Genomic DNA, 13,666 nt, shown 5'->3' on the forward strand with positions numbered 1-13,666 from the left:
GCTCAGCGGGCCAGCGGGACTTCGATCAGCTGGCGACCGCCGACGGGCGAGGTGAGCGCCTGATCGAGCGCCGAGCGCGTCGTGATGCGCCGGTACTCCCACCCGTAGGCGAGCGCGAGCTGCTCGAGCCGTACCTCGTGGGGGGTGAACAGCACCCGTTCAGCAGCCGCCGGCGGTGCGGTGCCGGCGACCTCGAGACCGTCGAAGATCGTGCCTCCGCCATCGTTGCCGACGATGACCTGAATGCGCGGTTCGTCCTCGGCGCCGGGAAGCAGCAGCGCGCCGACGTCGTGCAGCAGAGACAGGTCGCCGGTGAGCACCCGGGTCACGCCGGCCCGCGCGTCGTCCTGGCTCGCGACCGCGATGCCCACCCCGGTCGCGACAATGCCGTCGATGCCCGCGAGCCCGCGATTGGCGTGCACCGGCACCTTCTTGCCCCCGAGCACCGTGTCGGCCACCCGGACGAGTCTCGACGAGGCGAACAGCAGACGATCGTGCGGCCAGCTCGCCCGCCAGACCGCGTCGACGAGCGACTCGCGGTCGAGCGGAGCCTTGAGAACGGCCATCTCCGCCGAGATGGCGCCGAGGCGCTCCTGCGGCACCGTCGATGCCAGCCCGTCGACGTCGGGGGCCGCAGGGCTCAGGTCGACCGCCTCGTCGCGCGAGGCGCGCATCCAGGCGCCGAGCCAGGCACGGTCGGCCACCCCGGGCGAGACGGACACCGCGGACACCGCGGTCGTCGTGCCGTTGAGGTTGAGGTCCTCCCCCGGCCCGCGAACGGCCCACACCTCGATCTCCGGGCGCGACAGCAGCCCGGCCACCTCGCGGCTGAGCGTCGGATGCCCGAACACGACGACCCGTTCGACGGCGTCGGCGAGCTCGGGGCGGGAGAGCACGGCGCGATAGCCGTGGACGAGATTGCGCCCGAAACGCGCACCGCTGACGATCTCCGCCACGAGCGGCCAGCCCCCCGCGTGGGCGAGTTCCTCCGCCGCCGGGCCGGCATCCGCGCCCGCGACGACGAGCGTGTTCGGACCGCGGGTGAGCTCCACCGCTTCGAGGGGCATCGGGGGTTCGGCTTGGCCGATCCCGCCGCCGCCCTGATAGTGCGCGCCCGAGACCGTCGACTCCGCGGCCGCGTCCGTGTCGGTGCCGTTGGGACCGGGGGTGAGGGCGGGCTCGGCCTCCGCACCGATGAGCCACGGCGGGAGGGCGCCCGACAGGGGGTTCCGGTACGGGAGGTTGAGGTGCACCGGGCCGGCCGGGCGCGATCGGTCGCCGCGCGTCGCGGCGAGGGCCTCGACCGCGAGCGCGGCGATCTCCGCCGCCTGCGGCGCGGCCGGGTGGGCGTCGACGTCCTCCGGGGTCAGGGCGTCGGCCTCGAGCCGGACGAAGCCCGAGAACACGCCGGGCTGACGCGTGGCCTGGTTGGCGCCGATGCCGCGCAGCTCGGGCGGACGGTCGGCGGTCAGCAGCAGCAGAGGCACCCCCGAGTGGTGCGCCTCGAGCACCGCGGGCATGAGGTTCGCGACCGCCGTTCCCGAGGTGCAGACGACGGCTGCCGGCATCCGCGTCTCGCGTCCGATGCCGAGCGCGGTGAATCCCGCGACGCGCTCGTCGATGCGGACATGGAGGCGGATCAGGCCGCGCTGCTCCAGCTCCGCCGCCACGAGGGCGAGCGCCTGCGACCGCGACCCGGGACTCAGGACGACGTGGCGCACTCCCCCGGCGACCAGAGCGCCGAGAAGTGCGGCCGCGGCGTCGGTCGCGGGCGCCCGGTCCGCCGGCGTCGGAGCGTGTTCGGCCCCGCTCATCTCAGGCGCGCGGGCCGCGTGAGCCGGCCGGTCCTTCGGCATCGTCGTCGCTCTGCGACGAGCGTGTCGGCGGGATGTCGCGGGGGTCGTCGGCCTCGGCGTCGAGCGCTGCGAGCTCCTCCTCGAGACGGCGGATGCGCTCGTCCTGGTCGCGGACCGATCCGAGGCTGCCGAGGAACTCGGGATCGTCATCCGGGGCGCGGCGGACCGGAGCGCTCGCGCGGCGGGCGCGTCCGACGACGAACCACAGGATGCCGCCCAGCACGGGCAGCAGGACAACGATGAGGATCCACACCGGCTTGCTGACGCCACGGTGCCGCGTGGCGTCCTGCAGCGCGCAATCGACGATGCTGTACACCCAGAAGGCGAGTGCCAGCAGCACACCGATGAGCAGGAGCCGCGCCATCCTCCCATCCTAGGCGTCCGGCGGGCCGCTCGGCCCGGACGTAGAATGGCCGGATGAACGCCCGCTCGGCCGTCGTCTACTCGGTGCTGCGGCTCCTCGCCTTCCTGGTCCCCTTCGGCATCATGATGCTGTTCCCGATCATGCGCGAGTTCTACTGGCTCGCGGCGATCTTCGCCGCCCTCATCGGCTTGAGCCTGTCGATGATCTTCCTGCGCCGGCCGCTCGACGACGTCGCGACCGGCCTCGCCGAACGGCGCACGCGCCGCCGGTCGGGCGCCCAGGCCGACGCCGAGGCCGAAGACGCCGCGTCCTGACCGCGGTTCGTCCCGATCTCAGCCGACGAAAGCCCAGAACAGGAACGCGCCGTAGGCGACCGACGTCAACGACGTCAGCGCCAGCGCGACGACCAGCTCGCGCGGCTGGCGATACGTCCACACGATGAGGATCGCCGACAGAGCGGGCAGCAGCGCGAACAGGCTCAGCCACGCGATCGGGTAGACCAGCGCCAGTAGAGCGGCGATCGCGAACGGCGCCAGGACGAACAGCGTGAAGACGATGCGCGTCGCCGTCCGGCCGATGAGCACCGTGAGCGTGCGCTTGCCCGCGATCCGGTCCTGGTCGATGTCGCGGAGGTTGTTCGCCAGGAGCACGGCGCAGGCGAGCAGCCCCGCACCGACCGCACCGAACCAGCTCTCCTGGGGAACGGATCCGGCCTGGACGAAGGTCGTGCCGACGGTCGCGACGAGCCCGAAGAAGACGAAGACGAAGAGCTCGCCGAGACCCGCGTACCCGTACGGGCGCTTGCCTCCCGTGTAGAACCAGGCCGCGACGACGCAGGCCGCCCCGATCAGCAGCATCCACCAGTGACCGGTGCGCACGACGATCGCGATTCCGGCGACGGCCGCCAGCCCGAAGAATCCGAGGGCGACGGTGAGGACCGTGCGAGGCTTCGCGAGCTTGCCCCCGGTCAGCCGTGCGGGGCCGACGCGCACGTCGTCCGTGCCGCGGATTCCGTCGCTGTAGTCATTGGCGTAGTTGACGCCGATCTGCAGGGCGACGGCGACCACGAGGCAGCACAGCGCGATGACCCAATGCAACTGCCGATCGACGAGCATCGCGGCGCCCGTGCCGATGAGCACCGGCGTGATCGCGAGCGGCAGAGTGCGCAGGCGCGCGGCGCCGATCCAGTCGCGAGCCGTGGCCGTCCGCGGCGGCGGAGCCGACACGAGGCCGCGCTTGGCGGGGTTGCCGCCGCGCGGCGCAGGACGGGACGACTTCGGGGAGCGAGACGAACGAGCCACGAGGGATCATCCTAGATCGCGAGCATGCGACGCACCGCCGCACGGTCGGGTTTGCCGCTCGCGAGCACCGGCATCCGATCGACCGTGACGACCCGTGCGGGGCGCGCCGGCTTGCCGAGCCGATCGCCGACGGCAGCCCGGAGCTCGCCGAGCAGCGCCGGCACGTCGGAACCGGTGTCGGCGAGCGCCGCACTCGGCACGACGACGGCCGACGCCTGGCCCCATCGTTCGTCGGGGATCGCGACGACGACGGCCGACGCGAGTCCGGCATGTTCCCGGATGACGGCCTCGACGCGGTCGAGCGAGACGTTGACGCCGCCGGAGATGATGACGTTGTCGATGCGGCCGGTGACCCGCAGCACGTCGCCGTCGAACTCCCCCGCGTCGCCGGTCCGGTACCAGCGCACACCCTCGTCGACGATGAAGGATGCCGCCGTGCGGCCCGGCTCGCCGAGGTAGCCGTCGGCGAGCATCGGACCCGAGAGCTGCACCTCGCCCGCGACGATCCGCACGCCCACTCCATCGAGCGGGACGCCGTCGTAGACGCATCCGCCGCTCGTCTCCGTCGAGCCGTAGGTGCGCACGATGCGCGCGCCCCGCTGTGCGGCGCGCTCGTGCTGAGCTACCGGAAGCGCTTGCCCGCCCACGAGGATCGCCTCGTACGCCCGCAGGGCATCGGCGACGGCGGCATCCGTCTCAGCCGCGTCGAGCAGGTCGGACAGTTGCGCCGGCACCAGTGAGGTGAACATCCCCACGCGCTGCCCGCCGATGCTCGAGTGCATCGACGCGGTGACCGCGGCGAAGGCGGCGGGCGAGAACGACCCCGCGAGGACGGCCGGCTCGTGACCCGCGAGCAGGCTGCGGACCATCACCTGCAGCCCCGCCACGTACCCGGGAGACAGGGCGAGGAGCCAGCGCCCCTCGCCGATCCGCGCCGCGGTCGACGCGGCGCTGGCGATGAGCGCCGAGCGACTGAGGACGACGCTCTTGGGCACGCCCGTCGATCCCGACGTCGTGACGACCGCGACGGTTCCCGGTGGAGCCTGCGCCGGCAGGGCGTGGCCCGCGGGCGCGCCGAGGGCGAGCGCCGGTCCCGCACCGTCGAGGGTCTGCCGAAGGGCCCGGAGAACCTCGCGGGGTTCCGATGCGACCGGGACGAGGTCGACCGCCATGTCAGAAGCGATCCGTCTCAGAAGTGGTACGGGTAGGGCGACCAGTCGGGGTCGCGCTTCTGCAGGAAGGCGTCGCGCCCCTCGACGGCCTCATCGGTGCCGTAGGCGAGGCGCGTCGCCTCGCCCGCGAACACCTGCTGACCGACCATCCCGTCGTCGATCGCGTTGAACGCGAACTTCAGCATGCGGATCGCGGTGGGCGACTTCCCGAGGATCGTACGGGCCATCGCGATCGCCTCGCGCTCGAGCTCGGCGTGCGGGACGACGCGGTTGACCGCGCCCATCTCGTAGGCCCGCTGCGCGGAGTACTCCTCCGCGAGGAAGAACACCTCGCGGGCGATCTTCTGACCGACCTGACGCGCCATGTACGCCGAGCCGTACCCGGCGTCGAACGACCCCACATCCGCGTCGGTCTGCTTGAACCGGCCGTGCTCGGCCGAGGCGATGGAGAGGTCGCACACGATGTGGAGGGAGTGCCCGCCGCCGGCCGCCCACCCCGGGATGACCGCGATGACGACCTTCGGCATGAACCGGATGAGGCGCTGCACCTCGAGGATGTGCAGACGCCCGGCCCGAGCCGGATCGGCGACCGCGCTCTCGTCGTCGCTGTACTTGTAGCCGTCGCGGCCACGGATGCGCTGGTCGCCGCCCGAGCAGAACGCCCAGCCGCCGTCCTTCGGGCTCGGACCGTTGCCGGTGAGCAGCACGACGCCGATGCGGGGGTCCTGACGAGCGATGTCGAGCGCGCGGTACAGCTCGTCGACCGTGTGCGGGCGGAAGGCGTTGCGCACCTCGGGACGGTCGAACGCGATGCGCGCGATGCGCCCGTCGTTCGAGACGTGAGCCGTGATGTCGGTGTAGGCGTCCGCCCCGGGGGCGAGCGACCATTCCGCGGGATCGAACAGTTCCGAGACCATGCCGCCAGCCTATGCCGCGGTGCGACGGAGGCAGCTTGCGATCGGTGTCGGTCTTGCGGTTGCGCAAGTTCTCCACCAACCCCCTGCAAATAATCGGGCACATCCGCTCAACCGCGCTCCCTGTTTTCCAGACCAAGGAGTACAGTTGATGCAAATAGTCGCGGGCGTTCCGGAAAGAAGGTAGGTCGTGGAGGGCGAATACTCGATCCCTCGGCTCGACTTCGGCTCCGCGCTCGTGTCGACTCTGTTCGAGATCGAGCGCCTGCGCGCGGACATCGGCACGGGCGACACACCGCCCGAGACCTTCGTCGAGCTCCATCGGCTGTTCGATTTCGTCATGAGTGTGGTGTCTGCGCGCATCGAAGGCAACCACACCACGGTGTACGACGCCATCGGGCAGATCGAGAGCGGTGAGGACACCGTGGCCGATCCGCTTCGAGAGATCACGAACATCGTGTCGACCGCGCGCTTCATCGACGACGTCGACCCGTCCGTCCCCATCACCCACGGCTTCATACGAGAACTGCACCGTCGCGCCGTCGCAGATCTCATGCGAGAAGGGGATCGCACCCCGGGCTCGTATCGCCAGCACGACGTCGCCATCGTCAACTCCGCGCATGTTCCGCCGTCCTGGGTCAGCGTCCATGCCGAGATGACCACACTGCTCGAGTTCGCGAACGCCGAGCTTCCCCTCCACGAGCAGATGCTGCAGATCGCGATCGCTCATCACCGCTTCGTGTGGATTCACCCGTTCGGTAATGGCAACGGTCGCGTATCCCGTCTCTTCACGTACGCGATGCTCCGTCGCACGATCTTCGCCAGGCGCGGGTACAGCGCGCTGAACCCCACGGCGGTCTTCGGCAATGATCGCGACGCGTACATCTCCGCGCTTGAGGCGGCCGACGACCTCAGTGACGAGGGCACCATCGCGTGGGCGGCATTCTTCGTGGGAGGCATCCGCGATGATGTGGCGAGACTCGTCCGGTTGCAACAGCACACGTTCGTGATCGATCAGCTGGTCGGGCCAGCGCTCGACAGTCTGCATGACGATGGTCTGGTGAGCGCGGAAGAGCACGCAGCGCTGCGGAGGGCTCTCCGGCACGGCGTCGTGAAAGCGGGCGACCTGACGTCAGATATCCCCGGCACTCCCTCTCACCGATCCCGGGCCATCCGCGGGCTCGTCGATCGACGACTTCTCCGAGCCGCAGACCGGGGGCCACGTTTCTACCGCCTCTCCCTCTCCCGTGGGCCGCTCGCCCCCAGACTCATCCGTCGACTCGACGCGCTCGGCTACCTGCCGAGGATGCTCGCAGGCGACTGATCCCCCCGTAAGCCCCCCTCGACGCGCTCGACATGGAGACCATGACATGACGACATCCCTCCCCTCCCTGGCCGAGCTGCTCGACCGGTCGCACGTCGTGGCACTGCCGCTGACGACGCGTTTCCGCGGTGTCGACGTGCGAGAGGCGCTGCTGCTCGAGGGGCCGGAGGGCTGGACCGAGTTCTCGCCGTTCACCGAGTACGACGACGGTGAGGCCGCGACCTGGCTGGCCGCCGCGCTCGAGTTCGGCTGGACCGCGATGCCCGCGCCGGTCCGCGAGCGCGTCGCCGTGAACGCCACCGTGCCGGCCGTCGCGGCCGAGCGCGTCGCCGAGGTGCTCTCGCGGTACGACGGATGCCGCACGGTCAAGGTCAAGGTCGCGGAGCGCGGCCAGGTGCTCGCCGACGACGTGGCCCGCGTGCGGGCAGTGCGCGAGGCGCTCGGCCCCGAGGGACGTGTGCGGATCGACGCGAACGGCGCGTGGAACCTCGACGAGGCCGAGCACGCGCTCCACGCACTGGCGGAGTTCGATCTCGAGTATGTCGAGCAGCCGTGCGCGAGCGTCGAGGAGCTCGCCGAGCTGCGCCGCCGTGTGCGTTACATGGGAATTCCCGTCGCCGCCGACGAGAGCGTCCGCAAGGCCGACGACCCGCTCGCGGTGGCGCGGGCCGGCGCCGCCGATCTGCTCGTCATCAAGGCGCAGCCGCTCGGAGGCGTCCGGCGTGCGCTCGCGATCGTCGCGGAGGCAGGTCTACCCGCGGTGGTCTCGAGCGCCCTCGACACGAGCGTCGGCCTGTCGATGGGGATCGCCCTGGCGGCCGCTCTCCCCGAGCTCGACTTCGACTGCGGTCTGGGAACGGCCTCGCTGTTCGCCGCCGACGTCGCAAGCCCCGCCCTGCGTCCGGTCTCGGGCGAGCTCGCGACCGGACGGGTCGCGGTGGACCGGGATGCCGTCACCGCGCTCGCCCCGTCTGCGGAGCGGCAGCGGTGGTGGCGCGAGCGGCTGGAGCGGTGCCACTCGGTGCTCGCGCGACAGCACTGACGGGAGACCGCTCGGGCCTCAGGCGTCGAGGAGCGCGGTCGCGAGTTGCCCGATGCGCTCGTGCAGCAGCCGCGTCGTCTCCGCTTCGCCGAGCCCTTCGACCGCCGCCCGCTCGCACGTTGCATCGGAGAGATCGACCATGAGCTGCGCGACCTCCGTGATCGGCAGCCGGAAGCGCAGCTCGTAGACCTTCCGGATGTCGTCGACGATCATCCGCACCCGCTCGACGATGCCGTCCTGCAGGCGAAGGTAGGCCTCGGCCATCCGTTCGTCGCGCAATGCCTGCGTGCGCAGCTCCGACACCAGCCGGGGCTCCATGCCCCCGAGCGAGACGTCGACGATCTGGGGAACGAGCAGGGACGGATCGGGCGCCGCGGTGCGATCGAGGGTGCGTACGCGGTCGGCGACCAGGTCGAGCTTCTCGCTGGAGGACCGCTCGACCAGGGCGAGGAAGAGCTCGCCCTTGGAGTCGAAGTTCGAGTAGAAGGCGCCGCGGGAGAACCCTGCGCGGTCGCAGACGGCCTCGACGGATGCCGCGTCGAGACCGACCTCGGCGAAGACCTCCGCGGCGGCATCGAGCAGCCGGGCGCGCGTGTTCTCGCGACTGCGGGTGGCTGTGCGTGCCTCGGCGTCCATGGTGCTCCTCGTGTTCACACCGATCGTCCAGCCTGACCGATGCGTGATGAACCTAGGATACATTGGTGTATCGGATACAGCGCTGTATCGAACAACCGTGACGATCGATCAGACCTGGAGCGCCCGTGTCCACACTCCTGTTCACCCTCGGACGCTGGTCGTTCCGTCACCCCTGGCGCGTGCTCACCGCATGGCTGCTGATCCTCGTCATCGCCGGCGGCGGTGCTGCACTGCTGAACAAGGGCACCGACAACTCCTTCTCGATCCCCGGAACCGAGGCGCAGGAGGGACTGGAGCTGCTGAACCGCACCTTCCCCCAGGCGAGCGGCACGAGCGCGCAGCTGGTCGTCGTCGCACCCGACGGCGAGAGCGTGCGCGATGAGCCGTTCGCCGGCGAGATCGCCGACACCGTGACGGCGTTCGGAGACCTCGGCGACGACGTCCTGGCCGTGACCGATCCGTTCGACCAGACCGTATCCGGCCTGGTCTCGGAGGACGATCGGGCCGCGATCGTCCGCGTGCAGTTCGACGGCGAGGCGACCTCGGTCAGCGCCGAGACGAAGGACGCGCTCACCTCGGTGGCCGACCGGATGCGATCGGACCTCCCCGACGGCACGCAGATCGCCCTCGGCGGCGACCTGTTCTCGACCTCGATCCCGGCACTGTCGATCGTCGAGGTGATCGGCGTGCTCGTGGCGCTGTTCGTCCTCATCGTCACGTTCCGCTCGTTCGCGGTGTCGTGGTTCCCCCTGATCAGCGCCCTGATCGGCGTGGCTCTGGCGACGTCGATGATCTTCGTCGCCACCCAGTTCGCGTCGGTGTCGTCGACGACCCCGCTGCTGTCGGTCATGCTCGGCCTGGCCGTCGGCATCGACTACTCGCTCTTCATCGCCGCGCGACATCAGGACCAGGTGCGCGCGGGCATGGACCCCGAGGAGTCCGCCGCCCGTTCGACCGGAACCGCGGGATCGTCCGTCGCCTTCGCGGGCATCACGGTTCTCATCGCGCTGATCGGCCTGAGCTTCGCCGGCATCCCCTTCCTCACGACGATGGGCATCGCTGCGGCGGTCGCGGTCGCGATCGCGGTCGTCGTCGCCGTCACCCTCACCCCCGCGCTGCTCGGGTTCGCCGGAGCTCGCGTCGCCGGCTGGCCCCGTCGGGCGAAGCGGTCGCGGAAGCGCCCGGCCGCGCCGCGCCGGTCGTTCTCGGAGCGCTGGGTGCGCGGCGTCACGCGGCATCCCCTCGTCACGACGATCGCGGTCATCGTGGGCCTCGGCGTCGTCGCGATCCCGTCGGCGAGCCTCACCCTCGCCCTCCCCAACGCGGGGGTGCAGCCGCCCTCGAGCGAGGCCCGGCAGGCGTACGACCTCACCGCCGAGCACTTCGGCCCCGGCGCGAACGGCCCGCTCATCATGACGGGAACGATCGTCACCTCGAACGACCCGCTGACCCTGATGCAGGACATCGGCGACGACATCGCGACCATCCCCGGCGTGAAGGAGGTGGCCCTCGCCACCCCCAACGAGACCGCCGACACCGGGCTCGTGCAGATCGTGCCCGAGACCGCACCCGACTCCCCCGAGACCGCCGACCTCGTACGCGAGCTGCGGGCACAGCACGACCGACTGCTCGACGAGTACGGCGTCGACCTCAAGGTCACCGGGTTCACCGCGGTCGGCATCGACATCTCCGACCGGCTCGGCGAAGCGCTCCTGCCCTTCGGCGTGTTCGTCGTCGGGCTCTCCCTGATCCTGCTGACGATCGTGTTCCGATCGATCTGGGTGCCGATCAAGGCCGCCCTCGGCTACCTTCTCTCGGTGCTCGCCGCCTTCGGCGTCGTGGCCGCCGTCTTCGAGTGGGGCTGGTTCGCCGACCTGCTGCACGTCACGCGCGAGGGGCCCGTCATCAGCTTCATGCCGATCATCCTCATGGGCGTCCTGTTCGGGCTCGCGATGGACTACGAGGTCTTCCTCGTCTCGCGGATGCGCGAGGACTACGTCCATGCGCGCCGCGACCGGGGCGGCCGCGCCGACCGCCTCACCGCTGTCGGGGCCGTCCGCTCCGGTTTCACCTCGTCCGCACGCGTCGTGACGGCAGCGGCGGTCATCATGTTCGCCGTCTTCGCCGCCTTCGTCCCCGAGGGCGACTCCTCGATCAAGCCGATCGCCCTGGGGCTCGCCGTCGGCATCGCCGTCGACGCATTCCTCATCCGCATGACGCTCGTGCCGGCCGTCATGGCGCTGCTCGGCGAGAAGGCCTGGTGGATGCCGCGCTGGCTCGACCGCATCCTCCCCCACTTCGACATCGAGGGCGAGGCCGTCGAGCGCGAGCTGTCGCTGCGCGAATGGCCCGAGCGCAACACCTCGGCCGCCCTGGTCGGAGAGGATGTCGCCGTCCACGCCGACGACGACGGCCACACCGCGGTCTTCTCCGGCGCGACCTTCCGCGTCGAGCCCGGCGAATCGCTCGTCGTCTCCCACCCCGATCCGCGGGTCGGCCGGGCCTTCGCCCTCGCCGTCTCCGGGCGTCTCCGCGTCGACGGCGGGCTGCTCCGCGTCGGGGGGCACCTGCTGCCCGAGCGAGCGCCGTGGGTCCGTTCTCACGTCGGCCTCGCGCTGCTCGACGGCACGACCGACCCGGTGGCCGAGCTCCGTCGCGCCACGGCCGGCGGCACGACGATCGTCGTCGTCGACGGGCTCGACGCCCTCACCGGCGCCGACCGCGACCAGGCCGCCGCAGTGCTTCGCGACGCGGCATCCGACCTCGACGACCGTCATGCGGGGGCAGGCGCCCTCACCGTCGTCGCCATCGTCCGGCGCGAGCTCGGCGTGCTCGACATCCTCGCCGAGGCGCACCGCCCCGCTCCCCGCACCCTCCCCCTGCACGGCGGCGCACCCGCGGCAACCGCGTCCGAACCGTCGCACCCGAACACCGAGGTGATCTCGTCATGACCCTGCCCATCGAACGCGCCCGCTCGCGCAAGCCCGTCACCTGGCTCACGATCGTGGGCGTCATCCTGCTGCCCGTCCTCATCGGCGGTGTGCTGGTCGCGGCGCTGTACAACCCCGTCGAACGGCTCGGCAACATGCGCGCGGCCATCGTGAACGACGATCAGGCCGTCGAGATCAACGGTCAGCTCGCTCCTCTCGGCCGCCAGCTGACCGCCGGACTCGTCGCCGGGTCGGACGAGGTCCCGAGCAACCTGGACTGGGTCATCTCGAACGACGAGGACGCCCGGGCGGGCCTCGCCGACGGCACGTATGACGCCGTCGTCACCATTCCGAGCGGCTTCTCGGCGGCGGCCACCTCCACCGCTCCCGGGGGCACGCCGGAGAAGGCCACGATCCGTGTCGACACCGCTCCCGACAGCCTCGTCGTCGACGACGCCATCACGGCGCAGATCACGCAGGCCGCAACATCCCTCATGGGGTCGCAGCTTTCGACGGTCTACCTCGAGAACGTGTTCCTCGGCTTCACGACGCTGGGAGATCAGCTCGGGGATGCCGCCTCCGGCGCGCGTCAGCTCGCCGACGGCGGGCGGCAGGCAGCCGACGGTGCGACGCAGCTCGCCGACGGTGCGGGCCAGTTGGCGAGCGGGGCCGGAACCCTCTCGGACGGGGTGGGCCAGCTCGCGACCGGTGCCTCGCAGCTCTCCGACGGCGCCGCGGCGACCCAGACGGGCCTGACCACCTGGGCGCAGGGAGCCCGCACTCTCGCGGGCGGCACCAACGAGTTCGCGACCCAGCTGTCGCAGTCGTTGAACGGGATCAGCGTTCCCGAGATCCCCGCCGAGGCGGTCGCCGGGGCGCAGTACCTCGCCGAGAACTCCGACCGCATCGCCGGCGGGGTCACGCAGGCGGCCGCAGAGCTCGCCGCGGTCTCGGCCAGCTGCGAGGCCAACGGTGGATCGGCACAGGTCTGCGACGCCCTTCGCGCCGTCTCCGAGCGCACGCAGAGCGCCCTGCCCGAGGTCACCGGCGTGATCGGCCAGTCGGGCCAGATCGCCGGTCAGGTCTCGGGACTGGCCGCCTCGGCGCCCGAGCTGATCTCCGGCCTGCAGCAGGCGGCGGGCGCGGCGACGCAGCTCGCGAACGGCATGACCGAGCTCGCCGACGGCGCCGACGCCCTCGCGGCGGGAGGCGGCCAGCTGGCCTCCGGCGCCTCGGCCCTCGCGACGGGTGCCTCCTCCGCCGCCGATGGTGCAGCGCAGCTCTCGTCCGGCGCCGGCGAGCTGGCCGGCGGTGCGACCGACCTCGCGACCGGTGTCGGAACCGTCGCCGACGGCACGGGCACCCTCGCCGACGGCCTCGACACCGCGACGGCCGCGCTGCCCTCGTACACCGACCAGCAGGCGACCGACCTCGCGAGCGTCGTCGCGGCCCCGGTCGAGGCCGAAGGACTGGGAGCCGAGCTGTTCGGCGCCTCGGCCATTCCGCTCCTCACGGGCCTCGCGCTGTGGCTCGGCGCGATCGGATCGTTCGTCGCGCTGCAGGCCGTCCCCCGCGGTGCGCTGACCTCGCGGCGCCCCTCGTTCCTGCTGACGCTCCGCGCCTTCGCGCCCGCCGCCGTGGTGGGGCTCGTGCAGGGCGTGCTCGTCGCCGTCGTCGTGCAGCTCGCCGCCTCGTACGATCCGTGGACGTGGGCCGCGTTCGCGGGGCTCTCGGCCCTCGCGGGTGTCGCCTTCGCCGCCGTGAACCAGGCCCTCGTGGCGCTGCTCGGCGGAGCGGGCCGCTGGGTCGCGGCAGGTGTCGCCGTGCTCGCGGTCGCCACGGGGGTGGTCTCGACCGTGCCGGGCGTGCTCTCGCAGATCGCGGGCCTGCTGCCGACGGCATCCGCCTACCAGGGCCTCCTCGCGGTGCTCACGTCGGCGGGAGGTGCCGGCGCCGCGGTCGCGGGACTGCTCGTGTGGACGGCGATCTCGCTCGTGGTCACGGTGATCGTCACGGCCCGGGCGCGCACGACCTCGGTGCGTGCGGTGCTCCGCCCCGCCACCGCCTGAGACCCCGCCTCGCCCCGCCTCGCCTCGCGCGGGGCGGGGCGGACGCGTCAGTTGGCAG

Annotated in this window: 11 protein-coding genes; 5 read left to right on the forward strand and 6 right to left on the reverse strand. The window is 71.6% G+C overall.

Translation table 11 applies throughout. The features are described 5' to 3' along the window. Window positions 1-2: 2 nt before the first annotated feature. Entirely contained in the window at window positions 3-1,814 is a 1,812-nt protein-coding gene (gene menD, locus CI089_RS14920) for a 2-succinyl-5-enolpyruvyl-6-hydroxy-3-cyclohexene-1-carboxylic-acid synthase (protein WP_094262526.1), read from the reverse strand. Window position 1,815: 1 nt separating this feature from the next. Next, complete coding sequence (locus tag CI089_RS14925; protein ID WP_094262217.1) at window positions 1,816-2,220, reverse strand: PLD nuclease N-terminal domain-containing protein; 405 nt, start codon at window positions 2,218-2,220, stop codon at window positions 1,816-1,818. Between the two features lie 53 nt (window positions 2,221-2,273). Here CI089_RS14925 and CI089_RS14930 point away from each other — a divergent pair, with 53 nt between their 5' ends. Then, window positions 2,274-2,534, forward strand: a complete 261-nt coding sequence (locus CI089_RS14930; protein WP_094262218.1) for a DUF4229 domain-containing protein — start codon at window positions 2,274-2,276, stop codon at window positions 2,532-2,534. 18 nt (window positions 2,535-2,552) lie between these two features. Here CI089_RS14930 and CI089_RS14935 read toward each other — a convergent pair whose 3' ends face one another. Genes CI089_RS14935 through CI089_RS14945 form a run of 3 tightly spaced genes read right to left on the reverse strand, consistent with a single transcriptional unit; the run spans window position 2,553 to window position 5,610 of the window. Next, complete coding sequence (locus tag CI089_RS14935; RefSeq protein WP_094262219.1) at window positions 2,553-3,521, reverse strand: 1,4-dihydroxy-2-naphthoate polyprenyltransferase; 969 nt, start codon at window positions 3,519-3,521, stop codon at window positions 2,553-2,555. A gap of 11 nt (window positions 3,522-3,532) precedes the next feature. Beyond that, window positions 3,533-4,693, reverse strand: coding sequence for an AMP-binding protein (locus CI089_RS14940; RefSeq protein ID WP_094262220.1), 1,161 nt, complete (start codon window positions 4,691-4,693; stop codon window positions 3,533-3,535). 17 nt (window positions 4,694-4,710) lie between these two features. Then, the gene (locus CI089_RS14945; protein ID WP_094262221.1) at window positions 4,711-5,610 is read right to left on the reverse strand and encodes a 1,4-dihydroxy-2-naphthoyl-CoA synthase; all 900 of its coding nucleotides are present in this window, start codon (window positions 5,608-5,610) and stop codon (window positions 4,711-4,713) included. Window positions 5,611-5,797: 187 nt separating this feature from the next. Here CI089_RS14945 and CI089_RS14950 point away from each other — a divergent pair, with 187 nt between their 5' ends. Beyond that, entirely contained in the window at window positions 5,798-6,931 is a 1,134-nt protein-coding gene (locus CI089_RS14950) for a Fic family protein (protein WP_094262222.1), read from the forward strand. Between the two features lie 46 nt (window positions 6,932-6,977). Further along, window positions 6,978-7,973, forward strand: a complete 996-nt coding sequence (locus CI089_RS14955; protein WP_094262223.1) for an o-succinylbenzoate synthase — start codon at window positions 6,978-6,980, stop codon at window positions 7,971-7,973. 18 nt (window positions 7,974-7,991) lie between these two features. On the opposite strand, the gene CI089_RS14960 is transcribed toward CI089_RS14955, so the two are convergent. Next, on the reverse strand, window positions 7,992-8,609 hold the full coding sequence (locus CI089_RS14960) for a TetR/AcrR family transcriptional regulator (RefSeq protein ID WP_094262224.1): 618 nt from the start codon (window positions 8,607-8,609) through the stop codon (window positions 7,992-7,994). Between the two features lie 125 nt (window positions 8,610-8,734). Between CI089_RS14960 and CI089_RS14965 the strand changes: the two genes are divergently transcribed. Further along, window positions 8,735-11,560 (forward strand): MMPL family transporter, encoded by a 2,826-nt coding sequence (locus CI089_RS14965; RefSeq protein ID WP_094262225.1) that lies wholly within the window; start codon window positions 8,735-8,737, stop codon window positions 11,558-11,560. Continuing rightward, window positions 11,557-13,608, forward strand: coding sequence for a YhgE/Pip family protein (locus CI089_RS14970; protein ID WP_094262226.1), 2,052 nt, complete (start codon window positions 11,557-11,559; stop codon window positions 13,606-13,608). Before CI089_RS14965 ends, CI089_RS14970 begins: the two co-directional genes overlap by 4 nt. Window positions 13,609-13,666 lie beyond the last annotated feature (58 nt).

The organism is Microbacterium sp. Yaish 1 (assembly GCF_002245215.1).
GTDB lineage: Bacteria > Actinomycetota > Actinomycetes > Actinomycetales > Microbacteriaceae > Microbacterium.

Excerpts from the sequence above, each read along its gene's own strand:
- CI089_RS14940 (WP_094262220.1), bottom strand. The coding sequence starts at position 4,693 with ATGGCGGTCGACCTCGTCCCGGTCGCATCGGAACCCCGCGAGGTTCTC.
- CI089_RS14930 (WP_094262218.1), top strand. The coding sequence starts at position 2,274 with ATGAACGCCCGCTCGGCCGTCGTCTACTCGGTGCTGCGGCTCCTCGCC.
- menD (WP_094262526.1), bottom strand. The coding sequence starts at position 1,814 with ATGAGCGGGGCCGAACACGCTCCGACGCCGGCGGACCGGGCGCCCGCG.
- CI089_RS14945 (WP_094262221.1), bottom strand. The coding sequence starts at position 5,610 with ATGGTCTCGGAACTGTTCGATCCCGCGGAATGGTCGCTCGCCCCCGGG.
- CI089_RS14960 (WP_094262224.1), bottom strand. The coding sequence starts at position 8,609 with ATGGACGCCGAGGCACGCACAGCCACCCGCAGTCGCGAGAACACGCGC.
- CI089_RS14925 (WP_094262217.1), bottom strand. The coding sequence starts at position 2,220 with ATGGCGCGGCTCCTGCTCATCGGTGTGCTGCTGGCACTCGCCTTCTGG.
- CI089_RS14955 (WP_094262223.1), top strand. The coding sequence starts at position 6,978 with ATGACGACATCCCTCCCCTCCCTGGCCGAGCTGCTCGACCGGTCGCAC.
- CI089_RS14970 (WP_094262226.1), top strand. The coding sequence starts at position 11,557 with ATGACCCTGCCCATCGAACGCGCCCGCTCGCGCAAGCCCGTCACCTGG.